The organism is Streptomyces sp. NPDC090127, assembly GCF_044746945.1.
Lineage (GTDB): Bacteria > Actinomycetota > Actinomycetes > Streptomycetales > Streptomycetaceae > Streptomyces.
On sequence record NZ_JBIVDE010000008.1, the window covers coordinates 16,681 to 38,673 of the forward strand.

At 70.3% G+C, this 21,993-nt stretch carries 17 protein-coding genes; 3 read left to right on the forward strand and 14 right to left on the reverse strand.

Annotated features, from left to right (window positions below):
- Positions 1 to 70 precede the first annotated feature (70 nt).
- Together ACIPPS_RS26770 and ACIPPS_RS26775 are read left to right on the forward strand one after the other, a co-directional pair.
- Complete coding sequence (locus ACIPPS_RS26770; protein ID WP_401436897.1) at positions 71 to 1,576, forward strand: peptide MFS transporter; 1,506 nt, start codon at positions 71 to 73, stop codon at positions 1,574 to 1,576.
- A gap of 18 nt (positions 1,577 to 1,594) precedes the next feature.
- Positions 1,595 to 3,592 (forward strand): CocE/NonD family hydrolase, encoded by a 1,998-nt coding sequence (locus tag ACIPPS_RS26775; protein ID WP_401436900.1) that lies wholly within the window; start codon positions 1,595 to 1,597, stop codon positions 3,590 to 3,592.
- A 70-nt stretch (positions 3,593 to 3,662) separates the two neighbouring features.
- Here the strand turns inward: ACIPPS_RS26775 and ACIPPS_RS26780 are convergent, their stop codons facing one another.
- A complete protein-coding gene (locus ACIPPS_RS26780) occupies positions 3,663 to 4,925 on the reverse strand; it encodes an LPXTG cell wall anchor domain-containing protein (RefSeq protein WP_401436902.1) in 1,263 nt (420 codons plus the stop codon).
- A gap of 320 nt (positions 4,926 to 5,245) precedes the next feature.
- Here ACIPPS_RS26780 and fahA point away from each other — a divergent pair, with 320 nt between their 5' ends.
- Complete coding sequence (fahA, locus tag ACIPPS_RS26785; protein ID WP_401436905.1) at positions 5,246 to 6,472, forward strand: fumarylacetoacetase; 1,227 nt, start codon at positions 5,246 to 5,248, stop codon at positions 6,470 to 6,472.
- A gap of 62 nt (positions 6,473 to 6,534) precedes the next feature.
- Here fahA and nuoN read toward each other — a convergent pair whose 3' ends face one another.
- Genes nuoN through ACIPPS_RS26850 form a run of 13 tightly spaced genes read right to left on the reverse strand, consistent with a single transcriptional unit; the run spans position 6,535 to position 21,977 of the window.
- Positions 6,535 to 8,208 (reverse strand): NADH-quinone oxidoreductase subunit NuoN, encoded by a 1,674-nt coding sequence (gene nuoN / locus ACIPPS_RS26790; RefSeq protein ID WP_401436907.1) that lies wholly within the window; start codon positions 8,206 to 8,208, stop codon positions 6,535 to 6,537.
- Positions 8,205 to 9,797 carry an NADH-quinone oxidoreductase subunit M gene (locus ACIPPS_RS26795; RefSeq protein ID WP_401436910.1) on the reverse strand — a complete coding sequence of 531 codons (1,593 nt, stop codon included), beginning with the start codon at positions 9,795 to 9,797 and terminating at the stop codon, positions 8,205 to 8,207. The genes nuoN and ACIPPS_RS26795 overlap by 4 nt, the downstream gene beginning before the upstream one ends.
- Positions 9,798 to 9,802: 5 nt before the next feature.
- The gene (nuoL, locus tag ACIPPS_RS26800; protein WP_401436912.1) at positions 9,803 to 11,695 is read right to left on the reverse strand and encodes an NADH-quinone oxidoreductase subunit L; all 1,893 of its coding nucleotides are present in this window, start codon (positions 11,693 to 11,695) and stop codon (positions 9,803 to 9,805) included.
- 11 nt (positions 11,696 to 11,706) lie between these two features.
- Entirely contained in the window at positions 11,707 to 12,006 is a 300-nt protein-coding gene (gene nuoK, locus ACIPPS_RS26805) for an NADH-quinone oxidoreductase subunit NuoK (protein ID WP_069927518.1), read from the reverse strand.
- Positions 12,003 to 12,884 carry an NADH-quinone oxidoreductase subunit J gene (locus ACIPPS_RS26810; protein ID WP_401436916.1) on the reverse strand — a complete coding sequence of 294 codons (882 nt, stop codon included), beginning with the start codon at positions 12,882 to 12,884 and terminating at the stop codon, positions 12,003 to 12,005. Before ACIPPS_RS26810 ends, nuoK begins: the two co-directional genes overlap by 4 nt.
- Entirely contained in the window at positions 12,881 to 13,408 is a 528-nt protein-coding gene (nuoI, locus tag ACIPPS_RS26815) for an NADH-quinone oxidoreductase subunit NuoI (RefSeq protein ID WP_401437705.1), read from the reverse strand. Before nuoI ends, ACIPPS_RS26810 begins: the two co-directional genes overlap by 4 nt.
- A 43-nt stretch (positions 13,409 to 13,451) precedes the next feature.
- Complete coding sequence (gene nuoH, locus ACIPPS_RS26820; RefSeq protein WP_401436919.1) at positions 13,452 to 14,813, reverse strand: NADH-quinone oxidoreductase subunit NuoH; 1,362 nt, start codon at positions 14,811 to 14,813, stop codon at positions 13,452 to 13,454.
- The gene (locus ACIPPS_RS26825) at positions 14,810 to 17,290 is read right to left on the reverse strand and encodes an NADH-quinone oxidoreductase subunit G (RefSeq protein WP_401436922.1); all 2,481 of its coding nucleotides are present in this window, start codon (positions 17,288 to 17,290) and stop codon (positions 14,810 to 14,812) included. The genes nuoH and ACIPPS_RS26825 overlap by 4 nt, the downstream gene beginning before the upstream one ends.
- Positions 17,287 to 18,636: an NADH-quinone oxidoreductase subunit NuoF gene (nuoF, locus tag ACIPPS_RS26830; RefSeq protein WP_401436924.1), complete on the reverse strand. Its 1,350-nt coding sequence runs from the start codon at positions 18,634 to 18,636 to the stop codon at positions 17,287 to 17,289. Before nuoF ends, ACIPPS_RS26825 begins: the two co-directional genes overlap by 4 nt.
- Positions 18,636 to 19,379 (reverse strand): NADH-quinone oxidoreductase subunit NuoE, encoded by a 744-nt coding sequence (gene nuoE, locus ACIPPS_RS26835; protein WP_401436927.1) that lies wholly within the window; start codon positions 19,377 to 19,379, stop codon positions 18,636 to 18,638. The genes nuoF and nuoE overlap by 1 nt, the downstream gene beginning before the upstream one ends.
- Positions 19,376 to 20,698, reverse strand: coding sequence for an NADH-quinone oxidoreductase subunit D (locus ACIPPS_RS26840; RefSeq protein ID WP_401436930.1), 1,323 nt, complete (start codon positions 20,696 to 20,698; stop codon positions 19,376 to 19,378). The genes nuoE and ACIPPS_RS26840 overlap by 4 nt, the downstream gene beginning before the upstream one ends.
- Entirely contained in the window at positions 20,695 to 21,426 is a 732-nt protein-coding gene (locus ACIPPS_RS26845; RefSeq protein WP_401436932.1) for an NADH-quinone oxidoreductase subunit C, read from the reverse strand. The genes ACIPPS_RS26840 and ACIPPS_RS26845 overlap by 4 nt, the downstream gene beginning before the upstream one ends.
- Positions 21,423 to 21,977, reverse strand: a complete 555-nt coding sequence (locus ACIPPS_RS26850) for an NADH-quinone oxidoreductase subunit B family protein (protein ID WP_187741805.1) — start codon at positions 21,975 to 21,977, stop codon at positions 21,423 to 21,425. Before ACIPPS_RS26850 ends, ACIPPS_RS26845 begins: the two co-directional genes overlap by 4 nt.
- Positions 21,978 to 21,993 lie beyond the last annotated feature (16 nt).

The following is a 21,993-nucleotide window of genomic DNA, read 5'->3' on the forward strand; positions in this document are numbered from 1 at the left end:
ATCACCATGGGCGCCTTCCCGCCACCCCCGGTATGTTCGTGATCAGTTCATACGACCAGGAGTAGCCGTTTTGTCCCGAACAGCGAGCGACACCGACACCGACGGCGAGCAGCCGCCGCCCGAAGACGATCATGCCTTCTTCGGCCACCCGAAGGGACTCCTCACCCTCTCGGGTCTGGAGGTCTGGGAGCGGTTCTCGTTCCTCGGCATGCAGGCGATCCTCGTCCTCTACTTCGCCGACAGCGTCGCGAACGAGGGCCTCGGCATGGACGAGGGCACCGCGGCCTCCGTGGCGGCGGCGTACGGCACCCTCGTCTATCTGGTGTCCGTGGCCGGCGGCTGGCTCGCCGACCGCATCCTGGGCTCGTACCGGGCCGTCCTGTGGGGCGGCATCCTGATCGCGCTCGGCCACTACTCCATGGCCGTGCCGACGGCCGCCATGACCTGGGTGGGCCTCGGCCTGATCAGCGCCGGCACCGGCCTGCTCAAACCGAACGTCGCGACCATGGTGGGCAAGCTCTACGCCACCGACGACGACCGCCGCGACGCCGGCTTCGCCCTCTACTACATGGCGATCAACATCGGCGCCTTCGCCGGACCGCTCATCACCGGCTGGCTGGCCGACCACCGCGGCTACCACTGGGGTTTCTCGGCGGCGGCCGTCGGCATGACCTTCGGCCTGCTCCAGTACGTCCTGGGCCGCCGTCACCTGGCCGGGCGCAAGCACTCCGCCGAATTCGCGCTCGCCCCCGACGCCATGCGCCGGGCGGTGTGGACGATCGTCGTCGGCGTGGTCGTCGTGGGCGCCCTGGGAGCCCTGCTGGCCGGGATCGGCTGGCTGACGATGGACCGTTTCGTCGACCTGCTGACGCTCATCTCGGTGATCGCCCCGGTCGTCTACTTCTGGGTGATGTTCAGGAGCCCCCGGGTCACGGCGGAGGAGCGCGGCCGGCTGAAGCCGTACATCGTGCTCTTCCTGGCCTCGGTCGTCTTCAACTTCATCCTCTTCCAGGCGTACTCGACGATGATCCTGCTGGCCTCCACCAACGCCCGCACGACCATCCTCGGCTTCGACTTCCCGGCCAGCTGGTACGCCTCCGCCCTCGGCGCCTTCGAGGTGGCGCTCGCGCCGGTCGTGGCCACCGTCTGGGCCCGGATGGGCCACAACCAGCCGCACGCCTCGAACAAGATCGCCTTCGGTGTGATCCTCGGCGGTCTGTCGTTCCTGCTGATGGTGGTGCCGACGTCCGGGCACGCGGACGACACGTACCGGATGGCGGCCTGGTGGATCGTCGGCTCGTACCTGCTGCTCGGCCTCGGCGACGTTCTCCTGGAGACCTCCGGGATGTCGGCGACCAGCAAGCTCGCGCCGAAGGCCTTCTCCAGCCAGACCATGTCGCTCTGGTTCCTCTCCCTCGCGCTCGCCAACGGCATCCAGGCCCAGACGGTGAAGCTGTACGACGACGTCTCCAAGCCCGCCTACTTCGGCGTCAACGGGGCCATCGCCGTCGTCGTGGGCCTCGTCGTGATCGCCATGGCGCCCTGGCTGCGCCGCACCATGCACCCCGTCCACTGAGGTCCGTGGAGGCCCGTGATGAAGATCCGTACCGCGTTCCCGTACGAGACGACCCACGAGGATGTCCGGATCCCGCTCCCGGACGGCACGAAGCTGTACGCCCGGATCTGGCGGCCGGTCACCGACGCGCCCGTCCCGGCGCTCCTGGAGTACCTCCCGTACCGCCTGAGCGACTGGACGGCGCCCCGTGACTGGCAGCGCCACCCCTGGTACGCCGGGCACGGCTACGCCTCCGTACGCGTCGACGTGCGCGGGCACGGGAACAGCGAGGGGCTGCCGGGCGACGAGTACGACGCCGTCGAGCTGGCGGACGGCGTGGCGGTGGTGCACTGGCTCGCCGAGCAGCCCTGGTGCACGGGGAAGGTCGGCATGTTCGGGATCTCCTGGGGCGGCTTCAACTCGCTCCAGATCGCCGCGCTGGCGCCCGAGCCGTTGAAGGCGATCGTCACGGTCTGCTCGACCGACGACCGCTACGACAACGACGTCCACTACATGGGCGGCTCGGTCCTCGCCGTCGACATGCACGCCTGGGCGGCCACCATGCTGGCCTTCGTCTGCCGGCCGCCGGACCCGCTGCACGCGGGCGAGGAGTGGCGGCGGCTGTGGCTGCGGCGCCTGGAGGCCGTGGACCCCTTCATCCACACCTGGCTGGCCCACCAGACCCGGGACGCGTACTGGAAGCACGGCAGCGTCTGCGAGGACTACGGGGCGATCGGGGCGGCCGTCCTGGCGGTGGGCGGCTGGCACGACCCGTACCGGGACACCGTGCTGCGTCTGGTGGAGCACCTGCCGCAGGACCGGGTGCGCGGGATCATCGGGCCGTGGTCCCACCAGTACCCGGACCGGGGGCTGCCGCCGGGCCCGGCGATCGGCTTCCTCCAGGAGACGCTGCGCTGGTGGGACCACCACCTCAAGGGGGTGGACAACGACGTGATGGCCGAGCCGCTGCTGCGCTCGTGGATCAGCGCGTCGCACCCGCCGGCCACGGTCTACGAGGAGCTGCCGGGCCGCTGGGTCACCGACCCGGCCTGGCCCTCCCCGCACGTCACCCCCGTCACGTACGCCTTCCAGGGCGACCCGGTCGTGGTCGACTCGCCGCAGCAGACGGGGCTGGACGCGGGCCGCTTCTTCCCCTTCGGCAACGACGCCGACCTGCCGCCGGACCAGCGCGAGGAGGACGCCCACTCGGCCTGCTTCGACTTCCCGGTGCCGGCGGACGGGCAGCCGATCGAGATCCTGGGCCGCCCGAAGGTGAGCCTCTCCCTGACGACCCCGGCGCCGACGGGCCAGGTGATCGCCCGCCTGTGCGACGTGGCCCCGGACGGCTCCTCGACCCTGGTGACCCGGGGCGCGCTGAACTTCTCCGCCCGCTACGGCCGCGACCGCGCGGTGGAGGCGCAGGTCGGCGAGACGGAGGACTTCGTCTTCGAGCTGAACGGCATCGGCCACACCTTCCCGCCGGGCCACCGGGTCCGCCTCGCGATCTCGTCCGCGTACTGGCCGTGGATCTGGCCGCAACCGGACGCGGCGGGCTTCACCCTCACCCCGACCGCATCGAACCTGACGCTCCCGGTCCGCCGCCCGACGGCCGACGCGGTCGAGTGGCAGGCCCCGGAGCAGTCCGAACCCCTTGGCGTGGTCACCCCGGCCACCCTGGAGGAGCCCCGCCCGGAGCGGCTGGTGGTACGGGACGTGGCCAAGGGCGAATGGCGCCTGGAGGTGGACCCCCGCTACGGCGGTACGCGGGTCTACCCGGACGGTCTGGAGTTCACCGAGGACGCCCTGGAGACGTACACGATCACCGAGGACGACCCCCTGACCGCCCACACCCGCTCGGACTGGTCCATCCGCCTCCACCGCCCGGAGCTGGCGTGGAACGTGACGGTGGACTCCCGCTCGGAGATCACCTGCGACGCGGACGCGTTCCTGACGTCGAACGAGGTGGTGTGCAAGGAGGGCGACGAGGTCCTCTTCCACCGCACCTGGGAGAAGCGGATCCCGCGCACGGCGGGATGAGCGGTACGGCGAAGGGCCCGCGTTCCTCCCGGAACGCGGGCCCTTCACACCGTGCCTGGCACCGCTCGGATCAGGCGTCCACGCCGGCCTTGCGGCGGCGGACGAGGAACATCGCGCCGGCACCGAGGGCGACCGCCGCGCCGCCCGCGAGGGCGAACTGCGGCATGACGTCGCTCGAACCGGTCTTGGCGAGCTGACCGGTGGTCGTCACCGCCGTGGTGGAGGTGCCGCCCTGCTGGGTGGTGCCGGTGTTGCCGCCACCCGTGGTGCCGCCCGTGGTCCCGCCGGTGGTGCCGCCGGTGGTGGGCTGCTCCTTCGGCTTGGGCTCGACCTGGAACTCGACCGTGGCCGGCTCCTCGACGAAGCCGCAGGAGCCGTCCTCGCTGTCGTAGCCGAAGTCGGCGACGAAGATGCCCTCGGTCTTCGGGGCCTCGGCGTCGACGGTCATCCGCACCAGGAGGTCGGCCTTCTGGCCCTTGTCGAGCTCACCGAGCTCGATGACGCCGACCTCGGTGTCCAGGTCGTCCCACTCGGCGTTCACCGCGCCCCACTTGAGCTCGGTGTGGTCGGCCAGGGTGTCCTTCTCGCCGAGGTCGTAGAGGTCGGTCAGCCCGTAGACGGAGTCGAGCTTCCGGCCGGTGCCGTTGGTGATCTGCAGCTTGAACTCGACGCTGGTGCCGGCGACGACCTTGTCCGGGCCGGTCAGGGTCACCTTCAGCTGGTCGGAGACGTTCTCGCAGTCGGGGTGCGGCGGCTCCTCCTCGGCGTCCTTCAGCGCCTCCTTGGCGGCGTCGAGGGCGGCGAGCGCCTCTTCCTTGGCCGTCTTCGCCTCACCGGTCTTCCGGAACAGCTCGGCCCGCTTGTCCTCCACGGCCTGGTTCGCCGTGGTGACGCCCAGGTCGGCGGCCGTCTTGGCGGTGGCCGCGAGGGCGGCCTTCGCCTTCTCCGCGTCGAGGGCCGTCTGCGCGGCGGCCTTCTCCTCGTCGGTGGTGGCGGCGTCCAGCTTGGCCTGGGCGTCCAGCACGGCCTGGTCGGCCTTCGCCTTGTCGGCGGTGGCCTGCTCCGCCGCCTTCTTCGCGTCGGCGAGGGCGATCTGGAGCAGGTGGTCGGCCTTGTCGAGCGCGTCGATGGCCTTCTGGGAGGCGTCGTACGCGATCACCGCGGCGTCGTACGCCTTCTGCGCCTCGGCGACCTTCTTCTTCAGCTGCTCGATCGTCGGCTTCTGCTCCTGCGTCTGCGCGGGAGCGGCCGGCTTCGTGTCGGCGAAGGCCGGGGCGGCCGACAGGAGGACGAGCGGGGTCGTCACGGCGGCGGCCACGGCCGTCGCGAGCATGCGGCGAATCTTCAAGGTGGACCTTTTCTGGTCAGGAGTGGTCGGTGAAGACGAAGCGAGAGGGGGAGTCGCGCCCGCGGAGACCTCACGCGGCGCGACGATGCCGTGATCGTATGACTCCGACTCAGGACCTGGAAAGCAGAAATTGAACGCGCTCAGTCACACGGTTCACGCAGAGCTCACCGGTCGGACGCATAAACCGTGCATACATGGACAGTTGTGCACGGAGGCCCCACTTTCTCTGTGATCCATGTCATCCGCGTCCGGCGGCCCGCCCCGTAACGTGTCCCCCACACCCGTGGAAAGCGAGGCAAGCACCGATGCCCGAGCAGTCCCCGCTCGACCTGGCCGAGGGCGATCCCTTCGGCCCGCACAACCTTCCGTACGGCGTCTTCTCCCCCGCCGACGAGCCCGACCGGCGGAGGGTCGGCGTCCGCATCGGCGGTCATGTCCTCGACGCCGGAGCGGCGGCGCACGCGCTCGGGTCGCCCTACGCCGCCCTGCTCGCGCAGCCCGGCCTGAACCCGCTGCTCGCGGCCGGCCGCACCGCCTGGCGCGACGTGCGCAGGGCCCTGACGGCCTGGGTGACCGTACCCGCGCACCGCCCCGTCATAGAGCCGCTCCTGCACCCGCTCGACACCGTCACGCTCCACCTGCCGTTCGAGGTAGCGGACTACGTCGACTTCTACGCGAGCGAGCACCACGCCACCAACGTCGGCCGGATCTTCCGCCCCGACGGCGACGCGCTCACCCCCAACTGGAAGCACCTGCCCATCGGTTACCACGGCCGCGCGGGCACCGTCGTCGTCTCCGGCACCGACGTCGTCCGGCCCGCGGGGCAGCGCAAGGCGCCCACCGACCCGGCCCCCGTCTTCGGGCCGTCGGTGAAGCTGGACATCGAGGCGGAGGTCGGCTTCGTCGTCGGAACCCCCTCCGCGCACGGCACCCCGGTCCCGCTGAGCGACTTCCGCGAGCACGTCTTCGGCCTGACGCTGCTCAACGACTGGTCCGCGCGCGACATCCAGGCCTGGGAGTACGTCCCCCTCGGCCCCTTCCTCGGCAAGTCGTTCGCCACGTCCGTCTCCGCCTGGGTGACGCCCCTGGAGGCCCTGGACGCGGCCCGGACGGCCCCGCCCGCCCGGGAGTTCGACCTCCTGCCCTACCTCGACGACGCCACCGACGAGGAGCCCGGCGGCTTCGACCTGCGCATCACGGTCGAGATCAACGGCGAGGTCGTCTCCGAGCCGCCGTTCGCCACCATGTACTGGACGGCCGCCCAGCAGCTCGCCCACATGACGGTCAACGGCGCCTCGCTGCGCACCGGTGACCTGTACGGCTCCGGCACGGTCTCCGGACCCGAGGTCCACCAGCGCGGCTCGCTCCTCGAACTGACCTGGAACGGCCGCGACCCGCTCGAACTGCCCACCGGCAAGCGGACGTTCCTGGAGGACGGCGACGAGGTCACCCTCACCGCCTGGGCGCCGGGCCCGGACGGGACACAGGTCGCGCTCGGCGAGGTCACGGGGCGGATCGTTCCGGCGCCGTAACCGCGGACGCACGAGGGCCCGGCCCCCGCGAGAGCGGAGACCGGGCCCAGGCGTCGGCGGCGCTACCGGACGAACACGCTCGCCTGGCCCGCCAGGTCGAGGAAGTACTGCGGCGCGAGGCCCAGCACCAGCGTGACCGCGACGCCCACCGTGATCGTGGCCGCCGTGAAGGCCGAGGGCACGGCGACCGTGGGGCCGTCCGCCTTCGGCTCGCTGAAGAACATCAGCACGATCACCCGGATGTAGAAGAACGCGGCGATCGCCGACGAGATGACACCGACGACGACCAGTGCGCCCGCGCCGCCCTCCGCCGCCGCCTTGAAGACCGCGAACTTGCCCGAGAAGCCGGAGGTCAGCGGGATACCGGCGAAGGCGAGCAGGAACACCGCGAAGACCGCCGCGACGAGCGGCGAACGGCGCCCGAGCCCCGCCCACTTGGACAGGTGCGTGGCCTCGCCGCCCGCGTCCCGGACCAGCGTGACGACCGCGAAGGCGCCGATCGTCACGAAGGAGTACGCGCCCAGGTAGAAGAGCACGGACGAGATGCCGGTGGGCGTGGCCGCGATGACACCGGCGAGCAGGAAGCCCGCGTGCGCGATCGAGGAGTACGCGAGGAGCCGCTTGATGTCCGTCTGGGTGATCGCGACGATCGCGCCGCCCAGCATGGTGACGATGGCGACGCCCCACATGACCGGCCGCCAGTCCCAGGTGAGGCCCGGCAGCACCACGTACAGCAGGCGCAGCAGCGCACCGAACGCGGCGACCTTCGTCGCGGCCGCCATGAAGCCCGTGACGGGGGTCGGCGCGCCCTGGTAGACGTCCGGGGTCCACATGTGGAACGGCACGGCGCCGACCTTGAAGAGCAGCCCCATGAGGACCATCGCGAAGCCGATGAGCAGCAGCACGTCGTTGCCCATGGTCTGGGCGAGCACCGGGTCGACCGAGGTGACCGAGCCGTCGACGACGTTCGCGATGGTGGCGTACGAGACGGAGCCCGCGTAGCCGTAGAGCAGGGCGATGCCGAAGAGCAGGAACGCCGAGGAGAAGGCGCCGAGGAGGAAGTACTTGACCGCGGCCTCCTGCGACATGAGCCGCTTGCGGCGGGCGACGGCGCAGAGCAGGTAGAGCGGGAGGGAGAAGACCTCCAGCGCGATGAAGAGCGTCAGGAGGTCGTTGGCGGCCGGGAAGACCAGCATGCCGGCGATGGCGAACAGCGCCAGCGGGAAGACCTCGGTGGTGGTGAACCCGGCCTTGACCGCCGCCTTCTCCTGGTCGCTGCCGGGCACGGCGGCGGCCTCGGCGGCGAAGGAGTCGACCTTGTGGCCGTGGTCGGCCGGGTCGAGCCTGCGCTCGGCGAAGGTGAAGACGGCGACGAGCGAGGCCAGCAGGATCGTGCCCTGGAGGAAGAGCGCCGGGCCGTCGACGGCGATGGCGCCCATCGCCGCGATGTGCGCCTTGGTGGAGCCGTAGCCGCCGGCGGCGAGGCCGACGATCGCGGCGAAGGAGGCGACCAGGGCCAGCACGGTCAGGAACACCTGGGCGTGATAGCGGCCCTTGCGGGGCACGAAGGCCTCGGCGAGGACGCTGAGGACCGCGGCGCCGACCACGATGAGTACGGGTGAGAGCTGGACGTACTCGATGTGGGGTGCCGGGATCTTGGTCAGCGGCTCGGCAGCCGTCGTCCACAGGCTGTGGACAGCGGGCGCGGTGCCGGACGCGACGGCGGATGCACTCACTTGGCCGCCTCCAGGTTCTGAATGGGCACGGCGGGCTGGGGGTCCTTCTGCTGGACGTCGGACATGGTGTGCGAGACGGCGGGGTTCACGATGTCCGTCAGCGGCTTCGGGAACACCCCGAGGAGGATCAGCAGGGCGATCAGCGGGGCGACCACGACCAGTTCGCGCGCCCGCAGGTCCGGCATCGTCCGGATCTCCTCCGTCTTCACCGGGCCGGTCATCGTCCGCTGGTAGAGGACGAGGGTGTAGAGCGCGGCGAGGACGATGCCGGTGGTGGCGATGATGCCGGCCACCGGATAGCGGGCGAACGTGCCGACCAGGACCAGGAACTCACTGACGAAGGGCGCGAGGCCCGGCAGTGAGAGCGTGGCCAGGCCACCGATCAGGAACGTGCCGGCCAGCACCGGGGCGACCTTCTGCACCCCGCCGTAGTCCGCGATGAGCCGCGAGCCGCGCCGGCTGATCAGGAAGCCGGCGACCAGCATCAGGGCGGCCGTCGAGATCCCGTGGTTGACCATGTACAGCGTCGCGCCGCTCTGGCCCTGGGTGGTCATGGCGAAGATGCCCATGATGATGAAGCCGAAGTGCGAGATCGAGGCGTACGCGACCAGTCGCTTGATGTCCCGCTGACCGACCGCGAGCAGCGCGCCGTAGACGATGCTGACCAGGGCGAGCGCGATGATCACCGGGGTCGCCCACTTCGAGGCCTCGGGGAAGAGCTGGAGGCAGAAGCGGAGCATCGCGAACGTGCCGACCTTGTCGACGACCGCGGTGATGAGCACGGCGACCGGAGCGGTCGCCTCCCCCATCGCGTTCGGCAGCCAGGTGTGCAGCGGCCACAGCGGCGCCTTCACCGCGAAGGCGAAGAAGAAGCCGAGGAACAGCAGCCGTTCGGTGGTGGTCGCCATCTCCAGCTGCCCGCTCGCGCGGGCCTCGGCGATCTCGGTGAGGGAGAAGTTCCCCGCGACCACGTAGAGCCCGATGACGGCGGCCAGCATGATCAGTCCGCCGACGAGGTTGTACAGCAGGAACTTCACGGCCGCGTACGAGCGCTGGGCCGCCGCGTTCTCGTCGGAGCCCGCGTGGGCGCGGTCGCCGAAGCCGCCGATGAGGAAGTACATCGGGATGAGCATGGCTTCGAAGAGGATGTAGAAGAGGAAGACGTCGGTGGCCTCGAAGGAGAGGATCACCATCGCCTCGACCATCAGGATCAGGGCGAAGAAGCCCTGCGTCGGCCGCCAGCGGCTGCTCTTCGTCTCCAGAGGGTCGGCGTCGTGCCAGCCGGCCAGGATGACGAAGGGGATCAGCAGCGCGGTGAGCGCGATGAGCGCCACCCCGATGCCGTCCACGCCCAGTTCGTAGCGGACGCCGAAGTCCTTGATCCAGGAGTGGGACTCGACGAGCTGGTACCGGTCGCCGCCGGGCTCGAAGCGGACCATGACGATCGCCGCGAGCACCAGGGTGACCAGGGAGACCAGCAGGGCCAGCCATTTGGCCGCCGTGCGGCGGGCGGCGGGTACGGCGGCGGTGAGGATCGCGCCGATCGCCGGCACCGCTGCCGTCACCGTGAGAAGCGGGAAGGAGGACATCGCGGTTACACCGCCCTCATCAGCAGGGTCGCGGCGATCAGCACCGCAGTACCTCCGAACATGGAGACCGCATAGGAGCGGGCGTAGCCGTTCTGCAGCTTGCGCAGCCGGCCGGAGAGACCGCCGACCGAGGCCGCGGTGCCGTTGACGACCCCGTCGACCAGGCTGTGGTCGACGTAGACGAGCGAGCGGGTGAGGTGGGTGCCGCCGGTGACGAAGACGGCGTGGTTGAAGTCGTCCTGGAGCAGGTCGCGGCGGGCGGCCCGGGTGAGCAGCGAGCCGCGCGGGGCGGTGACCGGGACCGGCTTGCGTCCGTACTGGAGCCAGGCGAGCCCGACGCCGATCACCATGACGGCGACCGTGGCGCTGGTGACCGCCGCGGCGCTGATCGGCGGGTGTCCGTGCTCGAACGCGGTCACCGGCTCCAGCCACTCCACGAACCCGGCGAACTCGAAGGTGGCACCGGCGCCGATCGAGCCGACGGCCAGCAGGATCATCGGGATCGTCATCGACTTCGGCGACTCGTGCGGGTGCGGCTCGTGGCCTTCGGCGTCCGGCTGCCAGCGCTTCTCACCGAAGAAGGTCATCAGCATCACGCGGGTCATGTAGTACGCGGTGATGGCCGCGCCCAGCAGGGTGACCGCGCCGAGGATCCAGCCCTCGGTGCCGCCCTTGGCGAAGGCCGCCTCGATGATCTTGTCCTTGGAGAAGAAGCCGGACAGGCCGGGGAAGCCGATGATCGCGAGGTAGCCGAGGCCGAAGGTGACGAAGGTGACCGGCATGTACCTCCGCAGACCGCCGTACTTCCGCATGTCGACCTCGTCGTTCATGCCGTGCATGACCGAACCGGCGCCGAGGAAGAGCCCGGCCTTGAAGAAGCCGTGCGTGACCAGGTGCATGATCGCGAAGACGTAGCCGATGGGGCCGAGGCCGGCCGCCAGGATCATGTAGCCGATCTGCGACATCGTCGAGCCGGCCAGCGCCTTCTTGATGTCGTCCTTCGCGCAACCGACGATCGCACCGAAGAGGAGCGTGACCGCGCCCACCACGACGACGACGAGCTGGGCGTCGGGGGCGCCGTTGAAGATGGCGGCGGAGCGGACGATCAGATAGACACCGGCGGTGACCATGGTGGCGGCGTGGATGAGGGCCGAGACCGGGGTCGGGCCCTCCATCGCGTCGCCGAGCCAGGACTGCAGCGGCACCTGGGCCGACTTGCCGCAGGCGGCGAGCAGCAGCATCAGGCCGATCGCCGTCAGCGTGCCCTCGCCGGTCTCGCCGGCCGCTTCCAGGACCGGCCCGAAGGCGAAGGTCCCGAAGGTGGTGAACATCAGCATGATGGCGATCGACAGGCCCATGTCGCCGACCCGGTTGACCAGGAAGGCCTTCTTCGCGGCGGTGGCCGCGCTGGGCTTGTGCTGCCAGAAGCCGATCAGGAGGTACGAGGCGAGGCCGACGCCCTCCCAGCCGAAGTACAGCAGCAGGTAGTTGTCGGCGAGGACGAGGAGCAGCATCGCCGCGAGGAACAGGTTCAGATAGCCGAAGAAGCGGCGCTTGCGCTCGTCGTGCTCCATGTACCCGATCGAGTACACGTGGATGAGCGAGCCCACGCCGGTGATCAGCAGCACGAAGGTCATCGACAGCTGGTCGAGCTGGAAGGCGATGTCCGCCTGGAAGCCCTCGACCGGGATCCAGGTCCACAGGTTCTGGTGCAGGGCCCGGTCGTCGGCGCTCTTGCCGAGCATGTCGGCGAAGAGCACCGCTCCGATGACGAAGGAGGTGGCCGCGAGCACCGTGCCGAGCAGCGGCCCGGCCTTGTCCAGCCGCCGCCCGCCGCACAGCAGGACGGCCGCTCCCAGCAGGGGCGCCGCGACGAGCAGCGCAATCATGTTCTCCACAATTCAGCCCCTTACAGCTTCATCAGGCTGGCGTCGTCGACCGAGGCCGAGTGGCGGGAACGGAACAGCGACACGATGATCGCGAGCCCGACCACGACCTCCGCGGCGGCGACGACCATCGTGAAGAAGGCGATGATCTGGCCGTCGAGGTTGCCGTGCATCCGGGAGAAGGCGACGAACGCGAGGTTGCAGGCGTTGAGCATCAGCTCGACGCACATGAAGACCACGATCGCGTTGCGCCGGATCAGCACCCCGGCCGCGCCGATGGTGAACAACAGGGCGGCGAGATAGAGATAGTTGACGGGGTTCATCGCGAGGCCTCCTCTTCGTCCCGGTCCCGGCCGGCCGCGTCCCGGTCCCGCCCGGCCGCGTCCCCTGCGGAGTCCCGGTCCCGGCCGAGCCGCTCCTCCGAGCGCTGCTCCAGCGCCTTCAGGTCGGCCATCGCCTCCCCGGACACGTCGCGGATCTGGCCGCGCCTGCGCAGGGTCTGCATCACGGTCAGCTCGGCGGGGGTGCCGTCCGGCAGCAGGCCGGCGATGTCCACCGCGTTGTGCCGGGCGTAGACACCCGGCGCGGGCAGCGGCGGCAGGTGCTTGCCGTCCCGCACGCGCTGCTCCGACAGCTCCCGCTGGGTGCGGGCCCGTTCGGTGCGCTCGCGGTGGGTGAGGACCATCGCGCCGACGGCGGCGGTGATGAGCAGCGCGCCGGTGATCTCGAAGGCGAAGACGTACTTGGTGAAGATGAGGGCCGCGAGGCCCTCCACGTTCCCGCCGTACGCGCCGTTGGCCGCGCCCAGGCCGTTGAACTCCGTCAGGGAGGCCTGGCCGATGCCGGCGATCAGCAGGATGCCGAAGCCGAGCCCGCACGCGGCGGCCCACCAGCGCTGGCCCTTGATGGTCTCCTTCAGGGAGTCCGCGGCCGTGACGCCGACCAGCATGACGATGAAGAGGAAGAGCATCATGATCGCGCCGGTGTAGACGACGATCTGGACGATGCCGAGGAAGTACGCGCCGTTGGCGAGGTAGAAGACCGCGAGGACGATCATCGTGCCCGCCAGACAGAGGGCGCTGTGCATGGCCTTCTTCATCAGGACCGTGCACAGGGCGCCGATCACGGCGACGGTGCCGAGGACCCAGAACTGGAAGGCCTCGCCGCCGGAGGTGCTGTAGGCCGCGAGTGTGGCGCTCATGCGTCCACCTCTTCCGACTCGCCCTTCTCCCCCTTGGACGCGGCGACCTGCTGGACGGTGCCCGGGGCGGCCTCGGTGACCAGGCCCCGGTAGTAGTCCTGCTCGTCCGTGCCCGGGAAGATCGAGTGCGGGGAGTCGACCATGCCCTCCTCGAGACCCGCGAGGAGCTGCTCCTTGGTGTAGATCAGGTTCTCGCGGGAGGAGTCGGCCAGTTCGAACTCGTTCGTCATCGTCAGCGCCCGCGTGGGGCAGGCCTCGATGCACAGCCCGCACAGGATGCAGCGGGCGTAGTTGATCTGGTAGACGCGGCCGTACCGCTCGCCCGGGGAGTAGCGCTCCTCCTCGGTGTTGTCCGCGCCCTCCACGTAGATGGCGTCCGCGGGGCAGGCCCAGGCGCACAGCTCGCAGCCCACGCACTTCTCCAGGCCGTCCGGATGACGGTTGAGCTGGTGCCGGCCGTGGAAGCGCGGCGCCGTCGTCTTGCGCTCCTCCGGGTACTGCTCGGTCAGCCGCTTCTTGAACATGGCCTTGAAGGTCACGCCGAAGCCGGCCACCGGATTCTGGAAATCAGACACCGTCCGTCTCCTTTCCCTCACTCGCAGTAGCAGTATCGGAGGCGCCACTGACAACCAGGTCCCGATCGGCGCGCGGCCTGCGCCGCGGCACGGGCGGCAGGGACTGTCCGGGCTTGGGCGGTACGGGGAATCCGCCGGCCATCGGGTCGAACGGGATCTCGTCCTCGGCCGGTTCGGCGCCGGCCCTCGACCTCTTGTCGCGGAACACGTCGACGACGAAGGAGATCAGCAGGACGCCGATCACGGCTCCGGCGACGTAGAGCACGATCGTCTGGAACTCGAAGTTCTCGTTGCGCAGCGCCCGGACGGTGGCGACCAGCATCAGCCAGAGCACCGAGACCGGGATGAGGACCTTCCAGCCGAGCTTCATCAGCTGGTCGTAGCGGACCCGGGGCAGCGTGCCGCGCAGCCAGATGAAGAAGAAGAGCAGCAGCTGCACCTTGAGGACGAACCAGAGCATCGGCCACCAGCCGTGGTTCGCGCCCTCCCAGAAGGTGGAGATCGGGTACGGGGCCCGCCAGCCGCCGAGGAAGAGCGTCACGGAGACGGCGGAGACCGTCACCATGTTCACGTACTCGGCGAGCATGAACATCGCGAACTTGATGGAGGAGTACTCGGTGTTGAAGCCGCCGACGAGGTCGCCCTCGGACTCCGGCATGTCGAACGGGGCACGGTTGGTCTCGCCCACCATCGTGACGATGTAGATGATGAACGAGACCGGCAGCAGGATCACGAACCAGCGGTCCGCCTGTGCCTCGACGATCGCCGAGGTCGACATCGACCCGGAGTAGAGGAAGACGGAGGCGAACGCGGCGCCCATGGCGATCTCGTAGGAGATCATCTGGGCGCAGGAGCGCAGGCCGCCGAGGAGCGGGTACGTGGAGCCGGAGGACCAGCCGGCGAGCACGATGCCGTAGATGCCGACGGAGGCGATCGCGAGGACGTACAGCATCGCGATCGGCAGGTCGGTGAGCTGCATCGTGGTGCGGTGGCCGAAGATCGAGACCTCGTTGCCGGCCGGACCGAACGGGATCACGGCGATGGCCATGAACGCGGGGGCCGCGGCGATGACGGGCGCGAGGATGTAGACCACCTTGTCGGCGCGCTTGACGACGACGTCCTCCTTCAGCATCAGCTTGATGCCGTCCGCGAGGGACTGGAGGAGACCCCAGGGTCCGTGCCGGTTGGGCCCGATGCGCAGCTGCATCCAGGCGACGACCTTGCGCTCCCACACGATGGAGAAGAGCACGGTGACCATGAGGAAGGCGAAGCAGAAGACGGCCTTGATCGCGACGAGCCACCAGGGGTCGGTCCCGAACATGGAGAGGTCTTCGGCAGCGAGCAGCGTGGTCATGCCTGTACCTCCGTCGAGGTCGCCGCGCCGATGCGGACCAGGTCGCCCGGGTGGGCGCCGGTGTCGGAGAGGACGCCGCCGCCGGTCGAGTTGAGCGGGAGCCAGACCACGCGGTCGGGCATCTCGGTGACCCGGAGCGGGAGTCGGGTCGAGCCCGCCGGGCCGGTGACGGCGAGGACGTCGCCGTCCTTGACGCCGGTCTCGGCGGCCGTGGTGGCCGAGAGTCGGGCGACCGCCGCGTGGCGGGTGCCCGCGAGCGCGGAGTCGCCCTCCTGGAGACGGCCCAGGTCGAGCAGGAGCCGGTGTCCGGCGAGGACCGCCTCGCCCTCGCCCGGCCGGGGCGCGGCCTGGGCGGGCTCGGTGGGCTCGGAGGCCCGCTCGCCGTCCCAGCCGCCGAGCCGGTCCAGCTCACGGCGGACCGAGCGCAGGTCGGGCAGGGCCAGGTGGGCGTCGAGGGCGTCGGCGAGCATGTGGAGCACGCGCGCGTCCGCCGGGGGCAGCGCGCGGGTCATCTGCTCGGGCTTGAGCGCGGCCTCGAAGAGCCTCGCCCTGCCCTCCCAGTTGAGGAACGTGCCGGGCTTCTCCGCGACGGCGGCGACCGGCAGGACCACGTCGGCCCGCTCGGTGACCTCGCTGGGCCGCAGCTCCAGGGAGACCACGAACGCCGCGTCGAGGGCCTCACGCGCGCGTGCCGGGTCCGGCAGGTCGCGGAGCTCGACGCCGCCGACGAGCAGCGCGCCCAGTTCGCCGGTGGCCGCGGCCTCGACGATCTGGCCGGTGTCGCGGCCGTAGCCGTGCGGGAGTTCGCGGACGCCCCAGGCGGCCGCGACCTCCTCACGCGCGCGTGGGTCGGTCGCGGGGCGGCCGCCGGGCAGCAGCGTGGGGATGGCGCCGGCTTCGAGCGCGCCGCGCTCGCCGGCCCGGCGCGGGATCCACACCAGCTTCGCGCCGGTCGCCGTCGCCGTGCGGACGGCGGCGGTCAGCCCGCCGGGTACGGCGGCGAGCCGCTCGCCGACCACGAGGACCGCGCCGTCCTGGCGGAGCGCCTCGGCCGCCCGCGTGCCGTCCTCGTCGAGGCCGACCCGGGAGGTGAGGGCGTCCAGCCACTCGGTCTCGGTGCCGGGGGCGGCCGGCAGCAGCGTGCCGCCCGCCTTCTCCAGGCCCCGGGTCGCGAACGCGGCCACCGCGTAGGTCTTCTGGCCGTTCTTGCGCCAGGCCTTGCGCAGCCGCAGGAAGACGCCGGGCGCCTCCTCCTCCGACTCGAAGCCGACGAGGAGCACGACGGGGGCGGCTTCGAGGGAGGTGTACGTGACCCCCGTGCCGTCCAGGTCGCGTCCCCGCCCGGCGACCTGCGAGGCCAGGAAGTCGGCCTCCTCGCTGGAGTGGACCCGGGCCCGGAAGTCGACGTCGTTGGTGTCGAGGGCGACCCGGGCGAACTTGGCGTACGCGTAGGCGTCCTCGACGGTCAGCCGACCGCCGGCCAGGACGCCGGTACGGCCCCGGACCAGCCCGCGGGCCGCCGCCTCCAGGGCCTCCGGCCAGGACGCCGGTTCGAGGACGCCGGCCTCATTGCGTACGAGCGGGGTCGTGAGCCGGTCGCGCTGCTGGGCGTACCGGAAGGCGAACCGCCCCTTGTCGCACACCCACTCCTCGTTGACCTCCGGGTCCTCCGCCGCGAGCCGGCGCATGACCTTGCCGCGGCGGTGGTCGGTGCGCGTGGCGCAGCCGCCCGCGCAGTGCTCGCAGACGCTCGGCGAGGAGACCAGGTCGAAGGGGCGGGAGCGGAAGCGGTAGGCGGCCGAGGTCAGCGCGCCCACCGGGCAGATCTGGATGGTGTTGCCGGAGAAGTACGACTCGAAGGGGTCGCCCTCGCCGGTGCCGACCTGCTGGAGCGCGCCGCGCTCGAGGAGCTCGATCATCGGATCGCCGGCGACCTGGTTCGAGAACCGGGTGCAGCGCGCGCACAGCACGCACCGCTCGCGGTCGAGCAGCACCTGCGTGGAGATCGGCACCGGCTTCTCGAAGGTCCGCTTGTGGCCCTCGAAGCGGGACTCGGACTGTCCGTGGGACATCGCCTGGTTCTGCAGCGGGCACTCGCCGCCCTTGTCGCAGACCGGGCAGTCCAGGGGGTGGTTGATGAGCAGCAGCTCCATCACACCGTGCTGGGCCTTCTCGGCGACCGGCGAGGTGAGCTGGGACTTCACCACCATGCCGTCGGTGCAGGTGATGGTGCAGGACGCCATCGGCTTGCGCTGGCCCTCGACCTCGACGATGCACTGCCGGCAGGCGCCGGCCGGGTCGAGGAGCGGGTGGTCGCAGAACCGCGGGATCTCGATGCCGAGCTGCTCGGCGGCGCGGATCACCAGGGTCCCCTTGGGGACGGAGATCTCGGCGCCGTCGATGGTCAGCGTGACGAGATCCTCGGGCGGTACGGCGGGGGAACCGCCGCCGGCGGGGCCGGCCGTGGTGACCGTCATGCCGTCACCTCCTTGTGGTTGTCCGCCCAGGCGGTCGACTTGGCCGGGTCGAAGGGGCAGCCCCGGCCGGTGATGTGCTGCTCGTACTCCTCGCGGAAGTACTTCAGCGAGGAGAAGATCGGCGAGGCGGCGCCGTCGCCGAGGGCGCAGAACGACTTGCCGTTGATGTTGTCGGCGATGTCGTTCAGCTTGTCGAGGTCGGACATGACGCCCTTGCCGGCCTCGATGTCGCGGAGCAACTGCACCAGCCAGTAGGTGCCTTCACGGCACGGCGTGCACTTGCCGCAGGACTCGTGGGCGTAGAACTCGGTCCAGCGGGTCACCGCCCGGACCACGCAGGTGGTCTCGTCGAAGCACTGGAGCGCCTTGGTGCCGAGCATCGAGCCGGCCGCGCCCACGCCCTCGTAGTCGAGCGGGACGTCGAGGTGCTCGTCGGTGAACATCGGGGTGGAGGAGCCGCCCGGGGTCCAGAACTTCAGCCGGTGGCCGGGGCGCATCCCGCCGCTCATGTCGAGGAGCTGGCGCAGGGTGATCCCGAGCGGGGCCTCGTACTGGCCCGGCGTGGCGACGTGCCCGCTGAGCGAGTAGAGGGTGAAGCCCGGGGACTTCTCGCTGCCCATCGACTTGAACCAGTCCTTGCCCCGGTTCATGATCGCGGGAACGGACGCGATGGACTCGACGTTGTTCACCACGGTGGGGCACGCGTACAGACCGGCGACCGCGGGGAAGGGGGGACGCAGCCGGGGCTGGCCGCGCCGTCCTTCGAGCGAGTCGAGCAGCGCGGTCTCCTCACCGCAGATGTACGCGCCGGCGCCCGCGTGCACGGTGAGTTCGAGGTTCAGACCGCTGCCGAGGATGTCCTGGCCGAGGAGCCCGGCGTCGTAGGCCTCGCGCACCGCCTCGTGCAGGCGGCGCAGGACGGGCACGACCTCGCCGCGCAGGTAGATGAACGCGTGCTCGGAGCGGATCGCGTAGCAGGCGATGATCATTCCCTCGATGAGGGAGTGCGGGTTGGCGAAGAGGAGCGGGATGTCCTTGCAGGTGCCCGGCTCGGACTCGTCGGCGTTGACCACCAGGTAGTGCGGCTTGCCGTCGCCCTGCGGAATGAACTGCCACTTCATTCCGGTGGGGAAGCCGGCGCCGCCGCGGCCGCGCAGACCGGAGTCCTTGACGTAGGCGATGACCTCGTCGGGGGACATCGCGAGGGCCTTGCGGAGCCCTTCGTACCCCTCGTGCCGCCGGTACGTCTCCAGGGTCCAGGAGTCCGGCTGGTCCCAGAACGCCGAAAGCACCGGCGCGAGAAGCTTCTCGGGGCTGCTGTTGTTGATCTCGGCTGCCAAGGTCATCACTCCCCCTCCCCACTGGCTGCTTCGCCGCGCGGGTGGACGATCTTGTGGTGCGGGGTCTCGCCCTTGGCCAGCCGCAGCCCGACGAGCGAGGCCGGGCCGGCCCCTCCGGTGGCCTCGACGGCCCCCTCGCGCTCGTCGGGGAAACCGGCCAGGATGCGCGCGGTCTCCTTGTACGTGCACAGGGGCGCGCCGCGCGTCGGCTCGACGGGGCGGCCGGCCCGCAGGTCGTCGACGATCTTCTTCGCGGAGTCGGGCGTCTGGTTGTCGAAGAACTCCCAGTTGACCATCACCACGGGCGCGAAGTCGCAGGCCGCGTTGCACTCGATGTGCTCCAGCGTGACCTTGCCGTCCTCGGTGGTCTCGTCGTTGCCGACGCCGAGGTGCTGCTTCAGCTCCTCGAAGATGGCGTCGCCGCCCATGACCGCGCAGAGCGTGTTGGTGCAGACCCCGACCTGGTAGTCGCCGGAGGGCTTGCGGCGGTACATCGTGTAGAAGGTGGCGACCGCGGTGACCTCGGCGGTGGTCAGCCCGAGGACCTCGGCGCAGAACCTCATGCCGGTACGGGTGACATGGCCCTCCTCCGACTGCACGAGGTGCAGCAGCGGCAGGAGCGCGGAGCGGGACCCCGGGTAGCGGGCGACGATCTCCTTGGCGTCCGCCTCCAACCGGGCGCGTACCTCGGCCGGGTAGTCGGGGGCGGGGAGCTGGGGCATCCCGAGACTGGTCTGTCCGTCCGTCATCGGTCGACGCCTCCCATCACGGGGTCGATGGACGCGACGGCGACGATGACGTCGGCGACCTGGCCGCCCTCGCACATCGCCGCCATCGCCTGCAGGTTGGTGAAGGACGGGTCGCGGAAGTGGACCCGGTAGGGGCGGGTGCCGCCGTCGGAGACGACGTGCACGCCCAGTTCGCCCTTGGGCGACTCGACGGCCGCGTAGGCCTGTCCGGCGGGGACCCGGAAGCCCTCGGTGACCAGCTTGAAGTGGTGGATCAGGGCCTCCATGGAGGTGCCCATGATCTTCCTGATGTGGTCGAGGGAGTTGCCGAGTCCGTCCGGGCCGAGCGCGAGCTGCGCGGGCCAGGCGATCTTCTTGTCGCCGACCATGACCGGTCCGGGCGCGAGCCGGTCGAGGCACTGCTCGACGATCCGCAGGGACTGCCGCATCTCTTCGAGGCGGACGAGGAAGCGCCCGTAGGAATCGCAGGTGTCGGCGGTCGGAACGTCGAACTCGTAGGTCTCGTAGCCGCAGTACGGGTCGGTCTTGCGCAGGTCGTGCGGGAGGCCCGCGGAGCGCAGGATCGGTCCGGTGGCGCCGAGCGCCATGCAGCCGGTGAGGTCGAGGTAGCCGACGTCCTGCATGCGGGCCTTGAAGATGGGGTTGCCGGTGGCGAGCTTGTCGTACTCCGGCAGGTTCTTCTTCATGGTCTTCACGAACTCGCGCACCGCGTCGACGGCGCCGGGCGGGAGGTCCTGGGCGAGGCCGCCGGGGCGGATGAACGCGTGGTTCATGCGCAGCCCGGTGATCAGCTCGTACAGGTCCAGGATCATCTCGCGGTCCCGGAAGCCGTAGATCATGATCGTGGTGGCGCCCAGCTCCATGCCGCCGGTGGCGATGCACACCAGGTGGGAGGAGAGCCGGTTGAGCTCCATGAGGAGCACGCGGATGACGCTGGCGCGGTCCGGGATCTGGTCGGTGATGTCGAGCAGCTTCTCGACGCCCAGGCAGTACGCCGTCTCGTTGTAGAACGAGGTGAGGTAGTCCATGCGCGTGACGAACGTGGTGCCCTGCGTCCAGTTCCGGAACTCGAGGTTCTTCTCGATGCCGGTGTGGAGGTAGCCGATGCCGCAGCGGGCCTCGGTGACGGTCTCGCCGTCGATCTCCAGGATCAGCCGGAGCACGCCGTGCGTGGACGGGTGCTGCGGACCCATGTTGACGATGATCCGCTCGTCGTCGGCCTTGGCCGCGGCCTCGACGACTTCCTCCCAGTCGCCGCCGGTGACCGTGTAGACGGTGCCTTCGGTGGTCTCGCGTGCTGATGCGTTCGGGGTGGTCACGAGTACGACCTCCGCTGGTCCGGAGCCGGGATCTGGGCGCCCTTGTACTCGACGGCGATGCCGCCGAGGGGATAGTCCTTGCGCTGCGGGAAGCCCTGCCAGTCGTCCGGCATCATGATCCGGGTGAGGGCGGGGTGGCCGTCGAAGACGATGCCGAAGAAGTCGTACGCCTCGCGCTCGTGCCAGTCGTTCGTCGGGTAGACGGCGACCAGGGACGGGATGTGCGGGTCGGCGTCCGGGGCGGACACCTCCAGGCGGATCAGCCGACCGTGGGTGAGCGAGCGCAGGTGGTAGACCGCGTGCAGCTCGCGGCCCTTGTCGCCGAGGTAGTGGACGCCGGAGACGCCCGTACAGAGCTCGAAGCGCAGGGCCGGGTCGTCGCGCAGGGTGCGGGCGACTCGGACGAGGTGCTCGCGGGCGATGTGGAAGGTGAGCTCGCCGCGGTCGACGACCGTCTTCTCGATCGCGTTCTCGGGGAGGAGCCCCTGCTCGTCGAGGGCGCCTTCGAGCTCGTCGGCGACCTCGTCGAACCAGCCGCCGTAGGGGCGGGTCGCCGCGCCGGGCAGGCGTACGGAACGGACGAGGCCGCCGTAGCCGGAGGTGTCGCCGCCGTTGTTGGCGCCGAACATCCCGCGCTGGACGCGGACCTCCTCGCCGTGCTCCCCGCGCTGGCCCGGAAGGTTCTGCTCGGAGAGCTCCTTCTCGGGGTTGGGAGTCTCGTCACTCAACGGAGGAGCCCCTTCATCTCGATGGTCGGCAGCGCCTTGAGCGCCGCTTCCTCCGCCTCGCGGGCCGCCTCCTCGGCGTTCACGCCGAGCTTGGAGGTCTGGATCTTCTGGTGGAGCTTGAGAATCGCGTCCATCAGCATCTCCGGGCGCGGCGGGCAACCCGGCAGATAGATGTCAACCGGCACAATGTGGTCAACGCCCTGCACGATCGCGTAATTGTTGAACATTCCGCCCGACGACGCACAGACCCCCATGGAGATGACCCACTTGGGGCTGGGCATCTGGTCGTAGACCTGCCGCAGGACCGGCGCCATCTTCTGGCTGACCCGGCCCGCGACGATCATCAGATCGGCCTGGCGCGGCGAGCCGCGGAAGACCTCCATGCCGAAGCGCGCCAGGTCGTAGCGGCCGGCGCCGGTCGTCATCATCTCGATGGCGCAGCAGGCGAGGCCGAAGGTGGCGGGGAAGACGGATGACTTGCGCACCCAGCCCGCGGCCTGTTCGACCGTCGTCAGCAGAAAGCCGCTCGGCAGCTTCTCTTCGAGTCCCATAGGTGCCCCTCAGCCC